The organism is Chitinophagaceae bacterium (assembly GCA_016710165.1).
Taxonomy (GTDB): Bacteria; Bacteroidota; Bacteroidia; order Chitinophagales; family Chitinophagaceae; genus Ferruginibacter.
In genome coordinates this window covers 1-20,826 of sequence record JADJLJ010000004.1, presented here as the reverse complement: position 1 = coordinate 20,826, position 20,826 = coordinate 1, and the positions used below count along the sequence as shown (strand labels likewise).

General features: G+C 46.8%; 13 protein-coding genes and 1 pseudogene. 10 read left to right on the top strand and 4 right to left on the bottom strand.

Features of this window, described 5'->3' with window-relative positions; translation table 11 throughout:
• The first annotated feature begins 5 nt into the window (after positions 1–5).
• Positions 6–2,237 carry a S9 family peptidase gene (locus IPJ02_14795; protein MBK7376759.1) on the top strand — a complete coding sequence of 744 codons (2,232 nt, stop codon included), beginning with the start codon at positions 6–8 and terminating at the stop codon, positions 2,235–2,237.
• A 36-nt stretch (positions 2,238–2,273) separates the two neighbouring features.
• Positions 2,274–3,851, top strand: coding sequence for an L-serine ammonia-lyase, iron-sulfur-dependent, subunit alpha (locus IPJ02_14790; protein MBK7376758.1), 1,578 nt, complete (start codon positions 2,274–2,276; stop codon positions 3,849–3,851).
• 35 nt (positions 3,852–3,886) lie between these two features.
• Here the strand turns inward: IPJ02_14790 and IPJ02_14785 are convergent, their stop codons facing one another.
• From IPJ02_14785 to IPJ02_14770, 4 genes are all read right to left on the bottom strand, one after another.
• Entirely contained in the window at positions 3,887–4,786 is a 900-nt protein-coding gene (locus tag IPJ02_14785; GenBank protein ID MBK7376757.1) for a hypothetical protein, read from the bottom strand.
• A 1-nt stretch (position 4,787) separates the two neighbouring features.
• A complete protein-coding gene (locus tag IPJ02_14780) occupies positions 4,788–6,524 on the bottom strand; it encodes a hypothetical protein (GenBank protein ID MBK7376756.1) in 1,737 nt (578 codons plus the stop codon).
• A gap of 97 nt (positions 6,525–6,621) precedes the next feature.
• Entirely contained in the window at positions 6,622–12,174 is a 5,553-nt protein-coding gene (locus IPJ02_14775) for a PKD domain-containing protein (protein MBK7376755.1), read from the bottom strand.
• A gap of 6 nt (positions 12,175–12,180) precedes the next feature.
• The gene (locus IPJ02_14770) at positions 12,181–13,779 is read right to left on the bottom strand and encodes a hypothetical protein (protein MBK7376754.1); all 1,599 of its coding nucleotides are present in this window, start codon (positions 13,777–13,779) and stop codon (positions 12,181–12,183) included.
• 282 nt (positions 13,780–14,061) lie between these two features.
• Between IPJ02_14770 and dnaN the strand changes: the two genes are divergently transcribed.
• From dnaN to IPJ02_14730, 8 genes and pseudogenes are all read left to right on the top strand, one after another.
• A complete protein-coding gene (gene dnaN, locus IPJ02_14765; GenBank protein ID MBK7376753.1) occupies positions 14,062–15,177 on the top strand; it encodes a DNA polymerase III subunit beta in 1,116 nt (371 codons plus the stop codon).
• Positions 15,178–15,342: 165 nt separating this feature from the next.
• Positions 15,343–16,248, top strand: a complete 906-nt coding sequence (locus IPJ02_14760) for a prohibitin family protein (GenBank protein ID MBK7376752.1) — start codon at positions 15,343–15,345, stop codon at positions 16,246–16,248.
• Positions 16,249–16,252: 4 nt separating this feature from the next.
• Entirely contained in the window at positions 16,253–16,660 is a 408-nt protein-coding gene (locus tag IPJ02_14755) for a DUF2007 domain-containing protein (protein ID MBK7376751.1), read from the top strand.
• A gap of 184 nt (positions 16,661–16,844) precedes the next feature.
• Positions 16,845–17,603, top strand: a complete 759-nt coding sequence (locus IPJ02_14750; GenBank protein ID MBK7376750.1) for an SH3 domain-containing protein — start codon at positions 16,845–16,847, stop codon at positions 17,601–17,603.
• Between the two features lie 145 nt (positions 17,604–17,748).
• Positions 17,749–18,467 (top strand): annotated as a pseudogene (gene kdsB, locus IPJ02_14745) (3-deoxy-manno-octulosonate cytidylyltransferase).
• 140 nt (positions 18,468–18,607) lie between these two features.
• Positions 18,608–18,985, top strand: coding sequence for a GxxExxY protein (locus IPJ02_14740; protein ID MBK7376749.1), 378 nt, complete (start codon positions 18,608–18,610; stop codon positions 18,983–18,985).
• A gap of 55 nt (positions 18,986–19,040) precedes the next feature.
• Positions 19,041–20,114, top strand: a complete 1,074-nt coding sequence (locus IPJ02_14735; protein MBK7376748.1) for an iron-containing alcohol dehydrogenase — start codon at positions 19,041–19,043, stop codon at positions 20,112–20,114.
• A gap of 388 nt (positions 20,115–20,502) precedes the next feature.
• A partial coding sequence (locus IPJ02_14730) for a hypothetical protein (protein ID MBK7376747.1) occupies positions 20,503–20,826 on the top strand: 324 nt, incomplete at its 3' end.

Here is a 20,826-nt window from a genome sequence, read left to right as displayed (position 1 = left end):
ACAACATGAATCGCAAACTTTCATTCAGCCTGATTTTCATCTTCGCCGTTTTTTGTTTCTGCAACAGTTTTGCGCAAACAAAAAAATTAACCCTGGAAGATATTTACTCCAATAATGTATACCGGTCGAAAGGTTTTGGACCGGTAAGGTGGATGAAAGACAACAAAGGTTATTCTACCCTGGAGAACAATGCAGGGGCTAAAGGAACTGATATTGTGGTATACAATGCAGAAAGCAGGTTAAGAACCGTTCTGGTAAATGCCAAACAGCTGATTCCTGCCGGAACAAACAAACCACTGTCCATCGCCAATTATATATGGAGCGAAGACAACAGCAAACTATTGGTCTTTACCAATACCCGTAAAGTGTGGCGCCAGAATTCAAGAGGCGATTATTGGGTGCTGAATCTTGCCAATGGCAGGCTTACTCAACTAGGCAAAGGACTTGAAGAAGCTACACTCATGTTTGCTAAGTTCTCTCCGGATGGAGGAAGAGTGGCTTATGTAAGCAAGCTGAATATTTATGTGGAAGATATTGCCACCGGAAAAACTACCCAACTTACCAAGGATGGCGGCGGCAATATCATCAATGGCACATTTGACTGGGTATATGAAGAAGAGCTGGATAACCGGGATGGGTTTCGCTGGAGCCCCGATGGAAAAAATATTGCTTACTGGCAATCGGATACAAAGGGCGTTGGCACGTTTTACATGATCAACAATGTTGATTCCAATTATTCAAAACCAATTCCTTTGCCTTATCCCAAAGTGGGTACTGCCAATTCGGCCGTTAAAGTGGGTGTGATTTCTGCCGCAGGCGGAAAAACAAAATGGTTTTCAGTTCCCGGCGATCCCCGCAATAATTATCTGGCCAGGATGGAGTATATACCCGGTTCTGATGAAGTGATGATACAGCAACTGAACCGTTTACAGAACACCAACACCGTTTGGACAGGCAACACCAAAACCATGGCGCTTAAAAATATTTTAACCGACAAAGACGAAGCATTTTTAGATATACATGATAATATTGTGTGGCTGGACAATACAACCTCATTTACATGGACCAGCGAAAAAGATGGCTGGATGCATTTGTACAAAGTTTCCCGGGATGGAAAAGAAATGAACCTCATTACCAAAGGAAATTTTGATGTGGTGAACATAAACTGTATCGACCCCGTTGGCGGCTTTGTATATTACATTGCTTCGCCCGAAAATTTTACCCGGCGTTACCTGTACCGCAGCAGGCTGGATGGGAAGGGGGAAGCAGAAAGGGTATCACCGGCTGGTATGGACGGGCAACACAGTTACCAGATATCTGCCGATGCCAAATTTGCCATACACAGTTTTGAAAATGCAGCAACACCAAGGCGTATCTCACTGATCAACCTGAATACACACCATGAAATAAAACTACTGGAAGACAACGCGGCCTTAAAAGCAAAAATGAATGAGCTGGGTTTGCGCAGCAAAGAATTTTTTAAAGTAGATATCGGGGAGGTGGTATTGGACGCCTGGATGATCAAGCCAATCAGTTTTGATCCGCAGAAAAAATACCCGCTTTTGGTTCATGTGTATGGAGAGCCCGCCGGCTCTACCGTGCAGGACAACTGGGGCACCGGTGATAACCTCTGGCACCAGTACCTGAGCAATCAGCTGGGTTATATTGTTGTAAGCATCGATAACCGTGGCACCCGTGTACCCCGTGGCCGCGATTTCAGAAAAAGTATTTACCGGCAGATCGGTTTAATGGCTGCCGATGACCAGGCGAAGGCAGCTAAAAAAATTGTGGCTACCTATTCTTTTGTTGATGAGAAACGTATTGGCATCTGGGGTTGGAGCGGCGGCGGGCAAATGTCGCTGCACTGTATCTTCCGCCATGCCGATGTTTATAAAACCGCTATTGCCGTTGCTTTTGTTTCCCAACAAACCCTTTATGATAATATTTACCAGGAACGTTACATGGGTTTACCCAATGATAATGTTGCCGGTTACCGGGATGGCTCTCCGTTAACACATGCCGGTAAACTGGAGGGCAGCCTCATGATCATTCATGGCACAGGTGACGACAATGTGCATTACCAGAATTTTGAAATACTGGTGAATGAGCTGATCAAAAACAACAAACTGTTTACCATGTTGTCGTACCCCATGCGTGACCATGGCATCAGCCAGGGAAAGAACACCACCCTGCATATGCGGCGGAGCATGGAAAAATTCTGGAAGGATAACCTGTAATTGACCCAAAAAATATTCAGTAACTTAACAGGCATAATGAGTACATACCCCAGCATATTCAACGATGTCATCGGTCCGGTAATGCGTGGCCCCTCCAGTTCGCACTGTGCTGCCTCTTTACGCATTGCCCGGCTGTGCAGAGATCTAATGGATGAAAACATCAAAGACATACTGGTTGAATTTGACCCCAACGGCTCACTGGCAACCACACACAAAAGCCAGGGATCGGATATGGGGTTGTTTGGTGGTTTTTTAGGATGGGAAGCCCATGATGAACGGTTACCGGAATCTGAAAAACACCTGGCAACAGCCGGCATCAATGTTGCCATCAATATTGTTGATATTGGCAATGGCCACCCCAACCTGTATAAAATAACTTTACACAACAATAAAGAAACAAGAAAACTCACCGCCATCTCCACCGGTGGTGGTATGATTGAAGTGATCGCCATTGATGATGTACCGGTTTCCATGGCAGGAGATTATTTTGAAACATTGATCTATTGTGACAAACCCGAAAATATCATTGCCTTTTTAAATGCTTCTGTTGAATCTGATGAAATAGAATTTCACAAAGGCAAAATTTCCTTTATTGAAATTAAATCGCAGGCTTTTTTTGATGAGGGTATTTGTAAAGAGCTGCAGGCGATGGAAGGTGTTTCATTCATCAAACAACTGCAACCCGTTTTACCGGTAATGGCACGCAAAGATCTGAAAGTACCTTTTATTACCTGCAACGAAATGATGGAATACAATGCCGGTAAGAACAAAGCTCTGTGGGAACTGGCAGTTGATTATGAAATGGCCAGGGGAAATATTTCTGCCCCGGAAGTATTTGAAAAAATGAGAGGCATCATTCATATCATGGGTAATGCCATACAACTTGGATTGAAAGGCACTCATTATGACGACCGTATTTTAGGAAGCCAGTCGGTACAGTTTAAAGAAACCTGGGAAGCCAATAAATTAATTGGCGGTGAAACCAACAACCGCATCATCATGTACGTAAGTGCCATGATGGAAGTAAAAAGTTCGATGGGTGTGATTGTTGCTGCTCCCACGGCCGGCAGTTGCGGAGCCCTCCCGGGCGCCTTGTTTGGTACAGCACATTCTATGCAATTGCCGGAAGATGAATTGGTGAAAGCCATGTTGTCTGCCGGGTTGATCGGCGTATTCATTGCTGCACATGCCACCTTTGCTGCAGAGGTGGGTGGTTGCATGGCCGAAACCGGTTCGGGTGGAGGCATGGCTGCTGCTGCCATCGTAGAATTAAAAGGGGGAACTTTGCAACAATCCATTGCTGCCGCTTCGCTGGCTTTACAAAATTCATTGGGTATTATCTGTGATCCCATTGGCAACCGGGTAGAAGCTCCTTGTTTAGGAAGAAATGTAATGGCTGCAACCAATGCAGTATCCTGTGCCAACATGGCCCTGTCAGATTACGAACACCTGGTCCCTTTGGACGAAGTGATAGAAACGATGAAAGCAGTTGGCGATCAGATCCATCACTCGCTGCGCTGCACCAACCTGGGTGGCCTCTCTATAACCAATGCCGCAAAAAAAATTGAAGCAATGCTGGAAGAAGTGCCGGGGAAATTTTTTAAGAGCTGTTAAACCAGCCGCCCTTAAACAATAATCAGAGAGCCTGATCAGTTCCCGGACTCTTTAATTTTATTTTCAGGCTTTTTGTTTTTATCCGGGTTTACAAAAAAAATAATTGGCTCACTTCTTCCTTCCCCATTGCCATCGGTTTGGGTCACAGGATTCCCTGACTTATCAAGCGATTGAATGGTCCAGATGAAGGTTGGGAATTTTCTTGTTGCATTGCTGTCGACCGGTGCAAAAGCCAATTGCGGCTGCCATATGAATTGGGTGACTGCCAGGATCTCTTTATCAAGCAATGGCTGGTTGCTCCTCAATGCCTGCACCGGGCTTTGGTTGGACAGTACTTCAAATACCTGTATCCGGTAAGTGACCGGTGATGCTTGTCGTGGTACAACGGGTGTCCACCGGAACGTGATGGCTGTTTGCGCCATCTTTGCATCCAGCACTTCTTCATTATACGGCTTCATCAAAATAGGAAGTTGTGTAGTAGCCAGGTAAAAATTCTTGCACTGCTCTTCCCCCAGGGGCGCATAGTCGGCCGGGCGTACGGGCCGTACACAAAGTATATAATTATCTGCCGGCAGTTTACCGGTACGCTGTAATGATGTTTTATACCTGCCGGTAAATACCATGAACTCCAGGGGTACCACGTCATTGGCAAATAAGATGGTAGCACCGGTAGGATTGTTGGTGAATGTTGTTGTCTTTGCCAGGTCGGCGGAAGCAATGACCGTTCCATCCGGTGTTTTTATTTCTGTTTTCAGTTTAAACTGTCCGCCCACTGCACCGGGAGCGCTTAATACCAGGGTAAGCACTTCCCTCCTGTTTCCCCATTCTGATAACTGTGCCGGTGGTTGTGCCTGCAATACCAGGTTGGAATTTATCTGCGCTGTTGCTGCAGAAAAAATAAATGCTGCTATGATGAACAAAATCATTTTTCGCATGTCATTGTTTTTTTGTGTCGAACCGGTACTGGAACCCGGTGCGGCAGGTACTCTCTAAATAATTGGCGCCAACAGGTGTAATCTCGTTGCCGTATTTGAAATAGTTGGTCGTTAAAAAAGTATTCCAGTTCAGTTTCTTCGTCAGCTTAAGGTCAATATTGCAGGAAGCGATGAGGTTGTTGTTGCTGCTGAAACTGTTCAGCTTGCCCAGGGTGTATTGCAACTGTCCCCGCAGCTTCAGTTTCTTTTTCGCAGCCTGCATACTCAACGCACTGCTGATGGTGAACAGTTTGATCTTTGCCAGGGGCACATCATTATAAAAATACAGCACACTGAAGTCGGGCGAAACGTCTTTTTCAAAATAAGTTGGTACATAGGTCAGCAATGCCGTATGGGTATTGTTGGAAGTGGTCAGTCCCGTCATCACATCCCGTTCGTCGTACTTGCTGTAATTGTAACTGAAGCTTACCAGGTGAATGATCTTTTTACCCGTCCACGTAAATGACGGGTTAATACCCAGGTCATTGCTCACATTCTTTATACCATAAGGATTGGTGCCGCTGGCAGACTGAAAACCAAAATTATTGTAGTTCACATTCAGGCTCCAGTGTTCGTTGAACTGGGTGAACCAATTCAGGTTACCGATGAACTGGCTTGCCCTTAGTGCCGTGTTCTTTACATTATTCACCCTGCGGCCAAGACTTGCCACCACATTCATTTTATAACTCCCCGACGCGGCTTTCCAGGCATTGAATCGTGTGTTGAGTGTATAATCAACCCGGTCCGGCTGCAGGTAGGGATAGCCGGTTGTCTGAAACCCGGCTCCAATGTATTTGGCCATCACCCCGATATCAAAGTTGGCAGACTTTCTTCCGGCTGATACCTGGCCGGCAAAATCGGTGAGGGTGGATGTATGCGGTTCAATGAACGGTTTTAGTCCACGCAGCAATGTTGTTACGGGCGTGTTTACATCTTTTGTGAAGGTTGATTGCGCCGCCTCTGCTTTAAAATAGATATTCTCTACATACACATCGCCCACAATACTGATCACCACACCTTCCTGCGGCTTCACGGTAAGTGGTGGCGGGGCAGATGAGTTGGGTACATCTTTTCCCTTGGCAAGGTTTATGGCAAACAAATATTTTCCTTCCACTTCATTCCCGACCTGCAGCATCCAGTTCTTTCTTTTGTAGGCTCCGGTAACTGTTGGGGGACCATTGAAATAATTAACCCCTTCCTGGGAGATGCCTGTAAAGAATTTAAAGCGCCATGACCGGGGCCGCAGGTCAATGCCGGCGCCGAAGATGCCGATATCACCGGTGGAAAGGTCAGAATATTTTAAATACTGCGTACCCAACTGCAGTTCTGCCCATTTGTATTTTGGGTTCACGCCAAAGCTATTCATGGGGTTGGTGATGAACTGCCCGAAGTTCTGGTTCTTGATGCCGGCATAGGGCCCGGCAAAATTGGTGGGTATGGCAGCAAAATTAAAATTGAAGGGCAGGTTGAAATTTTTTCCAAACTGAAAGTTAGGATTAAAATTAAAGCGTACCTGGTTCCATGGTCTCCGGGGTGCATAGCCCGTCCAGCCCGAGGGGCTCCGGCTCAGGCCATACCCTTCGTAGCTAACCCCCATGCTGCCGCTGATATTTAATTTTTCTTTCACCCCCTGTGCAGATGCTGCAGGAAAGAACAGGCAAAAGAAAAGGCCGGCAGTTATTATTTTTTTTCTCATCATACAGTAACCGGTTTGGTTTAAAACCACGGATCCGCTATTTAATTATTGTACCAGTTTGAAAAAGACTGACACCTGTTTTTCAAACGGATACACTGACCTATTTTTTCTTTATCACAAAATCAAAACAGGCGATCACTTCACACTCTTTGCAGTCATTGTCCCGGAACGTGAACTTCACACATATCCTTCCTTTCAGTTCACAACAATCGATCTTCGGCATCGGCGGCAAAATAAAATTCATGCCGATATTGGTATTGTTCGGTATCGGGATGACCGTTCCGTTATTCCACACCAGTTCCCGTGGATTTTGATAAGCACCTGTACCGCTTCCATTAAAGGATGGAACCGTTGTTCCGCCATACATGGTGATCAATCCCGGCACCGGGCCGATATTTGCTGCAGATGCGATACTTGCCCAGGTGAAGGGAAGGTTTACACACTTCATGCATTCCTTGTCATAATTATCGGTGATGGTATAGCTTACTACATTGGCTCTCACTTCTGTAATATTGGCTGCCCCCAGCCCATTGATGGTAAATGTTTGTGAGCCCACCGTGGCATTGGGTATCTGCACATGATCGTATTTGATGGTTCCTGCTTCTGCTTTTATCTCGTACGGACAACAGGTGGTATCAACCGGGCACTCTGTTTTGAATTTAACAACGCAACTGTCGCAGATGGTATTGCCGCACCAGCCGTACATGGTTACCGTATAGATCCCGGTTTGATTGGGCGTAAAGGTAAGCGGCAGGGTTCCGGTGGTTGCTGCACCAACCGGCGGTTGCATGGAATATGTTACCGCTGCATTACAGGAAGCATCTGCACAAATGTAGTTAGCATTCAGTGTGATGGGTTTTTTACATTTTACATCAATGGTCTTGTTCTTATCGCAGTTAAATGGTTTCGTCATATTTTCTATGCTGTATGTTTTCTCTCCCCACTTGCTGCCCTTGCAATCACATTTTTTACAGTCAACGATGAGGTCAATGACACAGCTGTCGCAGATCTTATTGCCACACCAGCCATACATGGTAAGTATATATGTACCGGTTTGGTTCGTGGTAAATGTAAATGCATTGTTGCCGGTAATGGCCGGACCGGTTGGTGGTTGCAGCGAATACGTGACCTTGCCTGCACAGGCAGAATCCTTGCAGATATAAGAAGAATTGATCGTATAGGTCTTATTGCAATCCAGTTTTTGTGCAACCCCGCAATTTATAATTATCGGGTTGCCAATGACCACCGGTGGGATATTTGCTTTAACATTATTTTTTGCAGCCGGTGGCTTTTCTCCTTCCGTTAACTGGGTCTCGCCCCAATGGCTTTCCTTGCAATCACAGTCGCCGCAGTGTTTAATGAACAGGTCGTATTTACCCGATGTGGCAGCACAGGTATCCCCGATAAAGTTTACAACAATATTTATCTGGTGTTGCCCCAATGTTAATGCAGACAGGTTCAAAACCGGACCGGTTGAATGATAGGTTCCGTCTACATACCATTTAATGACATACACGCCATTGTATGCCTGTCCCGGGCCCAATGGCAATGGCGGAATTAATTTTGCAGTATCGCACAATGTATCGCAACCGATGGGGAACAGTGCTACATAAGGGCGGCGCTTAATGGTTACCATGTTGCTTTGTGCAATACAGCCCGTTGCTGGATCTAAAACGGTCACATAATAATTGCCGGCCTGTGCCGTGGTCATACTTATCCCGGTTACCCCGTTACTCCATTGATATACATAATTCGGGTTGGGAGGTGTTGCAGTAGCCGTGTACGTATGCATGATGCCTTCGCATAAATAACCGGTTGGCGCAATAGTTACTGCGGGACTATTGTAAACATACACACAGAACGTGTCTTTGGCAATGCAGCCCGTGGTAATATCTGTTACCGTTAAAATGAACTGGTAGGTGCCTGTGGCATTCACCGTTACATTGGCATCAAACTGTGTATTGTTCGGGCTGAATACTGCCACCGGGTTCACCGTCCAGAGATATGTATAATTGGGATTGGTGATACTGTTGTATAAATATATGTTCCCTGTTCCGCCGGTGATGCATTGAATGGTTTGTCCTTGTATATCGGCAATGGGTTTTGGATGATGCCAGATATGCATTTTGTTCGACCTGGCAATACAGCCGGTTCCATTATTCACGATCACGTAATATTCGCCGATGCTGGTTGCGTTATACGTGGCGCCTGTTGCCCCGGTTATCGGGCTGCCATTAAAATACCATTGATAATTGGTAAATACGGCAGGCGTGGTCGTCAGCGTAAAGCTTGCACCCGGGCATATGAATTTATCGGTAGGTATAGAAACGGTCAGTGCCGGTAAAATGGTTACCGTCTGGCTGCTGGTTGCCGTACAACCCATCAGGTCGGTTACCGTTAACGTAACCAGGCTTGTACCAGCTGCTGCAAATGCATGATTGGTTGATGCTAAATTGGATTGATATCCATCACCAAAATTCCAGTTATAAGAAAAGCCCGGTGTGTTTGTAACAGAGAACGGTGCAGCAGTGAGGGCACAAATGGGAGATGGTGGCGTAAATGTTGCTGTGGGCACGGTAATATTTACCGGGTACGTAATGGTTGCCTGGCATCCCCCGCAATTGGATGTTACCAGGAGTGTAATATTATACATGCCGGACTGCGTAACCGTAAGCACAGGGTTTTGTGCCGCCGGGTTATTAAATGAAGCGCCTGCCGGACCGGTAACAGTCCATGCCCATGCGCTGATGGTGCAACCCAGACTTGGTAATGTTGTTGACAGGTCTGATAAGCTGATCACATTACAGTTCACATTATATCCGAAATTGGCAGCAACAGGTACTACATAATGGATCGTATCCAGCACCGGGCAAATATGCGGTGTAGGCGGTGGCGGACAATTGGAATACATTAAAGCAGATACAACATAAATGCCCGGTGTGGTATATGTATGCGGGGCCGCGGTGGATGTGCCCGACATGCCGGCCCATGATGAAGTTGCTCCAAAGCCATCGCCAAAATTCCAGAACACCCCTGCATTCGGCGAATGGGGTGATGTGAAATTATAATTGGCGCTGAACGTAACCACGTTGCACGGGCTTGCCACTGGTGGATTGATATTAATGCTGTAGGACAACAACGCATCCGAAACCGGTTCTGTTATTTCATCAACCGGACCCCCCACATCATTGCCAATTGCTTTCAGCGGATCATAATTACCGCAAACCCCGGAACAATTGCCAATGGTAATGTTTATAACATTGGAAGTGTCCTTACAATTGCCGCAGGAGATCACAACGTAGTATGAACCAACCGCCGTTGCTGTATAAGACGGGCTGTTGGTTCCTATAGCCGTTGCACCGTTATACCACTGGTAACTGTACGTACATGTATTATTTGCCTGCACCGTGGCAACAAAGGTCACATTGATCGGATCCCCGGGACAGAATACCGTAACATTGTTTGCCGAGATGCTTACATTGGATGTAAACGTATTGGGTACATTGATACTGGCCGTACCGTAACAGGGTGTAGGTGATTTTACTTTATAAAAACCGGGTGTTGTTACATTAATATTATTGACTGCGGTATTTGTATAGAACACACCATTCTTATACCAGTCATACGATGGCATTGTAAGAGAGGTGGTCAGTGTTACCCCGGTGGTACATAAATTTCCGGTAGCCGTGATCGTTCCGTTGGGAGGATTATTTACGGTAACTACTTTGCTGGCGGTCTGGCCGCAGGCAGTGGCCGTGATCGTACAGGTGGCAGTAGGTCCCGCTCCATTCCACTGTATGGTAATACTGTTTGCCGTTGTATTTATGATGGACCCCAAAGCATTGCTTAATGTCCATGTGTAGCCGCCGGGTGGTACCGGGCCGGCAATGGTATACGTTTCAACCGCGTCAATACAGGTTGGGGAGTTGCCGGTAATGGTTCCTATTGAAGTGATCACAGAAACATTGACCACCTGTGTATAGCTTGAACAGTTGTTCACTGTTTGTGATACGCTTATTGTTCCGTTGCCGGTGAACTGTACCAGTACCGAATCGTTGTGTGCGCCCATGTATTGTATAACAGTTCCGTTGGTGATGGTCCAGTTAAACGTGCCCGCATTCATGTTGCTGGTAATGCTGTACATCGCCGTTTGGGCCGGGCATACTACCAATGGGCCGGCCAGTGCATTGATCTTGGGCGTATCGATCACCACTACGTTCAGTAATGCCGGGGAAGAACAGTAATTGGAAGCGGTTACCGGGGTTGCCGTTATAGAATAATTCCCCGCCACATTCCAGGTGATGTTCTTACAGTTTGCGGTGGTGGAATTAACCGTAAACCCGGTGGTGGGTAAATGTGTCCAGGTGAGTACCGGTCCGTTTGCACAAATACTTGTTGTCTGGCCCACACAAACCGGCGACAATCCATTCAGCGTGAATTTTGGTTTTATGAAAATGTCAATGGTATCTGCACCGCTGCAGCCGCTGTATGGATTTGTATACCGGCAAACAAGTTTATACGGACCGCCTGCTGTGCTTCCCCATGTTACATTTATTACGTTGTGGTTGCTGTCGTAGCCCGCGATCGTTCCGCCGCCGCTGAGCATCCAGTAATAAAATGTGCCGGGTAGTGCCGGTAAAGAATAAGACGTACTTGAGCCGGGGCAAACATTCTGCGGCCCCTGGATGGGCAGGTTGGGATAAAGAACAGGCACATTCAATGTGGCCGTATTCCCGCAAACACTTCCGGGGCAACTGGAAGCTGTTAATGTAACGGATGTAGGATATACGCTTGGTTGATTCCAGGTAACCGTTACGCAACTGGTTCCCTGCCCGCTTAAGATCGCTCCGCCGTTCACGGCCCATGTTAATCCGCTGCAGCCGGTTGTGCTGGTGCAATATTTAACCGTATCGCCGGTACATAACATTTTCCGGCAGTCGTCTGTATAGATATCGATCCCTTTTTTGTTCAGCACATTCACGGTCACCATGGCCGTGTCTTTACAACCACAATCCCTGGTCATGCCATTCGCATCGGTTACTACGGTGGATACGGTCAACACAACCGTATACGTACCGCCGGTGGCATAGATATGTGGGGGCGGGTTTTGAACATTGGCGCTTGTACCATCGCCAAAATCCCAGTAATAATTGGTTGCACCAACTGATCCTGCACCGCTGAAGTTTACCCAGGACCCGGCACATATGGGGCTGGGACTATAGGAGATCGCTGCGGTTGGCCCGTCCAGTAAACAAACCTTCCTGCTGATCGTATCACGGCAGGAACCATCTGCATTTGTAATGATCACCTGTAAAAAACCCTGGTTTGCATTTCCCCAGTTGATGGTTACCGGGTTTCCGGTAGTGCTGGCCGGTGTGCCACCCAGAATTGTCCAGCTATATGTAAAGCCCGGCAACGCAGGAACCACATAATAGGTCTGTGGCTGATTCTTGCAGGCAATTAAACTTTGTGCCGTTCCGCCGGCACCTCCTCCATTAGGATCTGCAGGGCCTGATTTGCACGCATTGTCATCGCAGGGATGAATGGGGCTGGTTGATAATGAAAACTGCGGGCAGCATCCTGCCGGCTGTGCCTGTGCATTTGCGATGATAACAGCAAATGAAAACAGAAAGAGGTTGATCAGTTTTTTCATGGCTGTTTATTTAGGATTGTTTGGGTTATCAATGCCGCCAGCCACTTTTTCACATCCTTCTTTTTTCTTTTCATAACAAACCAGCTTGTTGCAGGTGGTGCAGTCGGTAAATTCTATCTTGTACCGTATGCACCATCTGAATACCGCACTGCAACAGGGCGTCAGTTGCGGCGTTGTTATACTGATATTTACCGTTTGTGCCGGTCCGTTCCATTGCTGGCTGTTGGTACCGTTGATGAAGTGGCCATAGGTGGCTGCATCTTTATCACAGGGTATACACAGATCGTTCTCGGGCACCATTTCAAAATAGACCAGTTCGGCCTTTATGGATTTAATGGTCTTTGCAGGCGTGGTTGTTACGCTTACCGGTTGGTTGAAGGTTATGGTATAGTTCCCGTACGTTATAACCGGCGGAGGATGTGCTTTTAATGTAAAGTGCTTTTCGTCGCAGGCGTCGCAGGCGCAATGCAGGGTATCCCATGCAGTCTCATTATTAATATTATCGGGATCGGTTGGCCAGATGGCATCTACGATGAATTTGATCGTCTTCATGCTGTCCACACAATTTATCAATGCCGTAAAAGCCTGGGAAGAATTGGCATTGATCGTAAAGGGTATGGCCGGTACGGTTGGCGATAGTGTTGTAAGCGGCCCGGTACCATTTACCCTGTACTTTATGGCCGTAACCTGTGCGGGGTTGGTGGGGTGCAGGTTGTTTATTTTCACATAAACGCTTTGTTTACCGTTCATGCAACAGCCTACACTTACGCTGTCGATCTTTGTATTGATATTATCATCCAGTATTTTAAATGTATGGGGTTCGCTGCTGCCATTGTTTCTTCCCATGGGTTTTCCCTCCCTGTTCACTGCCTGTACGGTCCAGATAAAATCACAGAGATAAGGAGGTTTACAGGGTCCGGTCAGCAAGTTGGTGACCATTGCCTGTGTAATGTTCTCCACGTCTTTTGAAACGATGGGCGTATTGGCCCTCATAGCCTGTGTACCGTTCTGGCCCTGCATCAATTGCCAGACCCTTAACCGGTAGGTCACCGGCTCCCTTGGTTTGGGCACCAGTGGTGTCCAGCGGAATGTTACCGGTTTCTGTATATCTTTTTTTAAGATCCGCTTTTCATTTTCCGGGATGATCAGCGTGGGCGGAGCAAAATCTGTTTCTTTGGGCGTTTCTACCCGGAACTCCTTACATATTTCATTGCTTACTTCCTTCCGTTCGCCGTTAAAGAACTGGACACATATCGTATAGGATCCGTCTTTCAGGTCCCGGCAGCCGGCAAGGGCGCCTGTCAGTTCTGATGCGGAGAACGTACGGGTAGTGAAATTATCTACCTGCATACCCCCGGCAGAGCTGTTACCGCAGATAACGGCGCCATTGGCCTTTATCTGCACTACCAACCGGATGCCCGGGACACGAACACCCGGTGTGATCTGCGCCACCAGCAGTAAAGAGCCTGGAACACTGTTCCAGTTGTCAATAACAGGCGGTAGCTGGTTTTTAACGGTAAAGTTTACGATTTTTATCTGTTGTGGCTGGCCACAAAGGCCCATACTGAAGAATGCCGAGAGCATCAGCACCAGTAGTTTTTTCATAAATAATAAATTTTGGCAAAGGCGATCATTGCCTGATGCCTTACAGTTAACAATATAACCTTATTTAATATTGTATGCCAGTTAAACTTATTAAGGGCTGTTGATTACGCCGGGGGTTCTATACCACCGGTTTCCCGGGCCGGGGATCATTTATTTACAGAACGGGGTTTTACGTTACTTTCAGCCAAAAAACAGCCAGGCAATGCCCTTTAAAATTGTTTAAAAATAGCCCGTACATTTAGGCTGGTTAATTTTATATTTGCCAACTAAAGACATATATATATGAAGTTCATCGTTTCGTCATCGGCTTTACTGAAACAGTTACAACAGATCAGCGGAGTTATCAATGCCAATACCGTTTTACCCATCCTGGAAGATTTCCTGTTCGAGATAGAGAAGAATAAGCTGACCGTTGTTGCCACCGACCTGGAAACCGTGATGAAGGTTCACCTGGATATTGAGGCCAAAGACAGCGGAAAGGTCTGTATCCCTGCCAAAATACTGCTGGATTCCCTGAAGAATATTGCCGAGCAGCCGCTCACGTTCAATGTTGACAAGAACTTTGCCGTGGAGATCACCAGCGACAATGGTAAGTACAAGGTAATGGGCGAAACACCCGACAACTTCCCCAAAGAACCTGCTGCAGATGATGCCAATGCTTTTACCATGACCTCCTCGGCCCTGGTGACCGCTATCAACAAAGCCATCTTTGCCGTAAGCAACGACGACCTCCGTCCTGCTATGACCGGTGTGTTCTTTGAGCTGGATAAAAAGGGGATCACGTTTGTAGCCACCGATGCCCATCGCCTGGTCCGCTATACCCGCAGTGATGTAAGCTGCCCTAAAAAAGATTCTTTCATCGTTCCTAAAAAACCATTGAACCTGCTGAAAGGTTCTTTGCCCGATAACGAAGATGAGCTGAAGGTCTCTTACAACAGCAATCATCTTTTTGTGGTGCACGGCGGTACCGAACTGGTGTGCCGGCTGATCGACGCCCGTTTCCCCGATTATAAAGTGGTGATACCGGCCGACAACCCGTACAAGATGACCGTGAACAAACACGATTTTCAGAATGCCTTGCGCCGGGTGAGTGTGTTCAGTAACAAGAGTACCAATCAGGTGGCTTTAAGCATCAGCGGCAGCGAACTGCAATTAGCCGCCCAGGATGTTGATTTCAGTTTTGAAGGGAACGAACGCATGGCCTGCCAGTATGATGGCGAGGACCTTCAGATCGCATTCAACGCCAAATTCCTGATCGAGATGCTGAACGGCGCCGACACCAGTGAGATCGTTATGGAACTGAGCACCCCCACAAAAGCAGGCATCATAAAACCTACCGAACAGGGAGAAGGCGAACAACTGCTGATGCTGGTAATGCCGCTGATGCTGAATAATTAACGAAAAAGATAAAGGCTAAGAGGAGAAAAGAGAAAGATCAAACGGTCCTTCTCTTTTTTTGCTCTTTTGCTCTTTTATCCCCTTAGCCAATCCTTTCTCAATGTGCAAAACCATTCTCCGCTGTATAGATTCTTTTCTTGAACTTGCGATCCTAAACCAAACAACATGTTCTTAATTATCATCGGTGTCCTGGTCCTGGTCATTACAGCTGTTTTGCTGAAAAGCAATTCTCCCCTGGCCAGGTTCAGGTCTGTTGGCCGCATCGTTGGCCTCCTTTTCATTTTGCTGGGTATCCTTACTTCCTGTATAAAGCAGATCAATGCCGGCGAAGTGGGCGTAAAAATATTATTCGGTAATATCCAGGCGGATGTACTGGGCAGCGGGCTTCATTTTATTAATCCCTTGCTGGATGTAAAGAGGCTGGATGTAAAAACCCAGAACTATACCATGAGCGGGGTGAATGACGAAGGTAATAAGATGGGTGATGATGCCATCCGTGTGCTGACCAGTGATGGCCTTGAAGTTACGATCGACCTTACTGTTCTGTACCGGGTGGTGGGCAGCGATGCGCCAAAACTTTTACGGGAAACAGGTGATGATTACCGGGATAAAGTGGTGCGCCCGGTTACCCGTACCAAGATCAGAGACAATGCCGTGTACTACCAGGCCGTTGACCTTTATGCAGGAAAGCGGGATGAATTTCAGCAACGCATTTATAAAAGCATCGAAGAAGATTTTAAGAAAAGGGGATTGATGCTGGAGCAGTTGCTGGTAAGAAATATCACATTACCCAATTCGGTAAAAGCATCCATCGAATCAAAGATCAATGCGGAGCAGGATGCCAAGAAGATGGAATTTGTGTTGCTGAAGGAGAAACAGGAGGCAGAAAGAAAGCGGGTGGAGGCACAGGGTATTGCCGATTACCAGCGCATCATCAACACAGGGCTTACCGACCAGCAGCTGCAGTATGAGCAGATAAAGGCCATGAAGGAACTTGCCCTCAGCCAGAATGCAAAAGTGATCGTGATGGGAAAGGGAAACACACCGCTCATCATTGATGGAAAACAATAACCGCATGAATTTTAAACAGATCGCCTCTTACGATAATTTCATGCTGGCGAATATGACATTGGGCATGTTGCAGGAAAATGAGATCAACTGCCATTTGAAAGATGAACATATTGTAACGGTTGATCCCCTGCTGAACCCCGCCGTGGGCGGCATTAAACTGCTGGTGGAAGAGTCTGACTTTGAAAAGGCAACTGCCATCATTAAACAGGCCGAAGAAGATTATGTAAAAGATATTGCCTGTCCCGATTGCAAAGTACATGCACTTACCATTGAAGAGAAAATAAATATGCCGCAGGATTTCTGGGGCAGGTTAAAGAACCGGGTCGCTTACGGACAGCCTTCCACCTTCAGTAAAAAATACCGGTGTACGAATTGTAATGCGGTGTTTGATGAGCTTCCCTTGTCATTTTAAAGAGCGGAGTTTTTACCAGTGATTGATGCGGAGTTTTTACCACAGATAGCCACAGATTTTTTCACGGATTAACACAGAAAGCAACGTAATAATTTCCGTGGTCATCTGTGGTTAAATAATCTTTTCCAATCCACTTCCCCGATCTTTATTTGTATCAGTATCTTGCATTCACTAAAATAATCCAATGAAGAAGATCTCTGTATCTGCTCTCTTTCTCTTTTGCTCCCTGTTCTCTTTTTCGCAGTACACGTATTATGCAGCAGCCCGGTCGGGACTGAGCATGCGGGAACAACCCGGCACCGCTGCAACCGTTTTGGAAAAGATCCCTTATGGCGAAAAACTGGTCACCGTGACCGGTGATGCCAACCAGCCCGCCATCAGCACCGAAGGCTTCAGCGGATTTTGGTGGAAGGTGAATTACAATGGTAAGACCGGGTATATCGTAAGCAGCTATGTACTTCCGCTGCCTGCGCCAAAGGCAGGAACAAAAACCCTGGCTGATTATTTTGCACAGGTATCTGCTAAGAACGGGAATCCGTTGGAAATAAAAAAGTCGGACCTGGCGCTGAATGAAATGGGAGAATCAACACTTACCAAACAGTTGTACAAGAACGGGATGGAATGGCATAAGTCGCAGGGATACGAGTTTGGTTCGGATGTTTATTTCCTTCCTGATTTTACCATTGAGCAATGCTTTTTACTACTTCGACTGGTCGGGCAGTACCCGGACCTGGTTGCGGAGAAGGATGCATTCCCGTTGAAGAACGTCGTCATTAAAAAAGACACCGGCGATAAGACCATTGAGGTGGAAAGAGAAAGATACGGGGGAGGCACGGGCCCGGTAAAAAGATTAAAGATCACGCATGCGCAGGGCGCTCTTACCGAGTTTGAAATTTACATGCTGGATACACAGGCCGTTATTTCCTGGAGTTCGGGGGTATGATTTTTTAACCACAGATTTACACAGATCCAGGCACAGATGGCCACAGATAATCTGTGGCCATCTGTAAAAAAATCTGTGGTTATCTGTGGTAAATCATTGCTTAATCTCCGCCCAGATAAACTAAATTGCGGAGCAATAACAAAAGATGAAAAAGATCGCCATGATACCGGCACGTTATGCCGCCACCCGTTTTCCCGCCAAGCTGATGCAGAAGCTGGGGGACAAAACGGTCATCCTTCACACGTACGACAATACTGTTGCCACCGGCTTATTCGACGAAGTGATGGTGGTTACCGACAGTAAGATCATTTTTGATGAAGTGACTTCGCACGGTGGTAAGGTAAAGATGAGCATCAAAGAACACGAAAGCGGGAGCGACCGCATTGCAGAAGCCATCGCCGGTATGGAAGTGGATATTGTAGTGAATGTGCAGGGAGATGAACCCTTTGTTCAGGCAGCGCCGCTGGAAAAACTGCTGAAGACCTTTGATGATGCCGGCGTGCAGGTGGCTTCGCTGATGCAGGTGCTGAAAGAAGAAAAATATATTGCCGACCCCAACTACGTAAAAGTGGCGGTTGATAAGAACATGAACTCCTTGTTCTTCAGCCGAAGCCCCATCCCATACCACCGCGATAAAACCATTTCGCCGGTTTATTACGAACACATTGGCGTGTATGCCTTCCGCAAACAGGCCTTGCTCAGCTTCACCAGCTGGCCCATAACACCGCTGGAGGCCGCAGAAAAATTGAATGCCTCCGTTATCTCGAAAACGGGGTTCCGCTCAAAATGGTGGTTACTGAATACATGGGCGTAGAGATCGATACGCCGGAGGACCTGGTGAGGGCAGCTTCGATGCTGAAGTAGGTTTTTACCCCAGATTTACGTGGATATTTTACCACAGATTTACGCAGATTAACACACAGATTAACACAGAAAACACTTTAATTTTCTCTGCGGTTATTTGTGATAAAAAGCTGTGTATTTGTGTAAAAAAATAAATCCTTATTACGAACAATCTCAACAATCTCACTTACCAGGTAATTGGCGCTGCTTATAAAATACATAGCTCCCTTGGCCCTGGGTTATTAGAAAGCGCTTACAAAGAAGCATTGTTTTATGTACTGGGTAAAGAAGGGTTCTTCGTTGAAAAAGAAAAGGTATTACCATTATTATTCGAAACGGTAAGGCTTGATGCAGGGTACCGGCTTGACCTCCTGGTAGAAAACAAAGTGGTCGTTGAGATCAAAGCTGTGGAATCTTTTACAGATATACACATGGCACAGGTTCTGACTTACCTGAAACTTTCGGGTTGTAAAACTGGTTTATTACTTAATTTTAACGTCGCAGATATGAAGAAGGGAATAAAAAGAATCATTCTCTGATCTGTGGCCATCTGTGATTAATAATCCGTGGTCATCTGTGGTTAAAATTATAATTATGTCTTTCAGAAATTTTAAAATGGTAGGCTATGTGATCTATGGCCGTGGTTCCTTTAACCAACTGGATGAGATCATCGCTCCTCACCGCAAGGCAAATGCGCCCATGGTTTTTTTGGTAGATCATTTCTTTGATGGCAAACCCCTGGCCGGCCGGGTACCTGTTCGTGGCAACGACAAAATGATCTTTGTGGATGTTAGCTACGAACCCAAGACAAGTTATGTTGACAAACTGGCCAACCAGCTCAAAGAAGAATTTGGCACCGTAAGCGGTGTGATCGGTATCGGCGGCGGCAGCGCCATGGACCTTGCCAAAGCCGTTTCGCTCATGATGAACAATCCCGGCAGCAGCGCAGACTACCAGGGATGGGACCTGGTGAAGAATCCGGGTGTATATAAAGCGGGCATACCTACATTAAGCGGCACCGGCGCCGAAGTAAGCCGAACGACCGTGCTTACCGGTCCTACCAAAAAGCTGGGCATGAACTCTGACTTCACTCCATTCGACCAGATCGTACTGGATCCCGAACTAACCGCCAACGCCCCCGCCAACCAGCGCTTTTATACCGGCATGGACTGCTATATACATTGTATTGAAAGCCTGAACGGCACGTACCTGAACGAGTTCAGCAAAAGTTATGGCGAAAAAGCATTGCAGCTTTGCCGCGAAGTATATGTAACAAAGGATGGCTGGGATGCCGACAGCGACGACAAACTGATGATGGCTTCCTATGCCGGTGGCATGAGCATTGCCTACAGCCAGGTTGGTGTGGCGCATGCCGTGAGCTATGGACTCAGCTACTTACTGGGCACCAAGCACGGCATCGGCAACTGCATCGTGTTCGACCACCTGGAAGAATACTATCCCGAAGGTGTGAAGGAATTCAAATACATGGTGGAGAAGAACAGGATAGACATACCAAAAAACATCTGCGCCGGCCTCAACGACGAAGATTTTGACAAGATGATCAATGTTTCCCTTGGCATGAAGCCGCTTTGGGAAAATGCGCTGGGCAAGGATTGGGAAAAGCAGATGACGAGGGAGAAGCTGAGGGGGTTGTATGAGAAGTTATGATCTGCTTAGAAGCAAAGCTTATTGTCTTTTTCCGTATGTATCATTCCGCTGTCGCAGGTTTTCAGTTACTCTGAATATGCCACCGTCTGGTTTTCAACCAACGGCGTGAAAAATAAAATAGATTTTGGGCCCCCTCTCCCGGTTTGTGGGCCACGAACCGGGAGAGGGGGTATTTATAACCTTTTCCCTACACAGATACCCTTGCCCGCTAATCCACCCTGTATATCTGCGCCAGTGAGAGAAATTCTTTTTTAGCGCCTTATCAAAAATAACTGTACCTTTTATACTACTTTTTTTATTACGGCCATTCTACCCGTTTGAAATCTCCGGTTCCGGAGTTTTTTTATCAGAGCAACGTACCCCCGCTATCAACATTAAAAAACTGTTTATGAAAAAGCTATTCCTTTTACTTGTTGCCTGTACCCTGTTTGTGGAAACTATTGCCCAGGGTGTTGGTGAAATGCGTACGTCCAGGATCAAATTCCGGGGCATCATTTCCAGTGACTCGGAAAATGTCAAAAAAGAGACCGACCCCTCATTCGCAGGCCGGCTAAACCAAAAAAGGTTTCAGTTCGGAGACCGGCAATCAGCGAATACGATGCAGCTAACCGGGTTGGCTAACGGGATGGACGTCATGAAAGAAGCAACCGGCAGACTGACCGGGACTGAATACAGGTTTACCCTGCTGCCGGGTCATAAATACATGGTCAAC

Excerpts from the sequence above, each read along its gene's own strand:
- IPJ02_14750 (MBK7376750.1), top strand. The coding sequence starts at position 16,845 with ATGAAGAAGATCTCTGTATCTGCTCTCTTTCTCTTTTGCTCCCTGTTC.
- IPJ02_14760 (MBK7376752.1), top strand. The coding sequence starts at position 15,343 with ATGTTCTTAATTATCATCGGTGTCCTGGTCCTGGTCATTACAGCTGTT.
- IPJ02_14795 (MBK7376759.1), top strand. The coding sequence starts at position 6 with ATGAATCGCAAACTTTCATTCAGCCTGATTTTCATCTTCGCCGTTTTT.
- IPJ02_14755 (MBK7376751.1), top strand. The coding sequence starts at position 16,253 with ATGAATTTTAAACAGATCGCCTCTTACGATAATTTCATGCTGGCGAAT.
- dnaN (MBK7376753.1), top strand. The coding sequence starts at position 14,062 with ATGAAGTTCATCGTTTCGTCATCGGCTTTACTGAAACAGTTACAACAG.
- IPJ02_14735 (MBK7376748.1), top strand. The coding sequence starts at position 19,041 with ATGTCTTTCAGAAATTTTAAAATGGTAGGCTATGTGATCTATGGCCGT.
- IPJ02_14775 (MBK7376755.1), bottom strand. The coding sequence starts at position 12,174 with ATGAAAAAACTGATCAACCTCTTTCTGTTTTCATTTGCTGTTATCATC.
- IPJ02_14790 (MBK7376758.1), top strand. The coding sequence starts at position 2,274 with ATGAGTACATACCCCAGCATATTCAACGATGTCATCGGTCCGGTAATG.
- IPJ02_14780 (MBK7376756.1), bottom strand. The coding sequence starts at position 6,524 with ATGATGAGAAAAAAAATAATAACTGCCGGCCTTTTCTTTTGCCTGTTC.
- IPJ02_14785 (MBK7376757.1), bottom strand. The coding sequence starts at position 4,786 with ATGCGAAAAATGATTTTGTTCATCATAGCAGCATTTATTTTTTCTGCA.
- IPJ02_14770 (MBK7376754.1), bottom strand. The coding sequence starts at position 13,779 with ATGAAAAAACTACTGGTGCTGATGCTCTCGGCATTCTTCAGTATGGGC.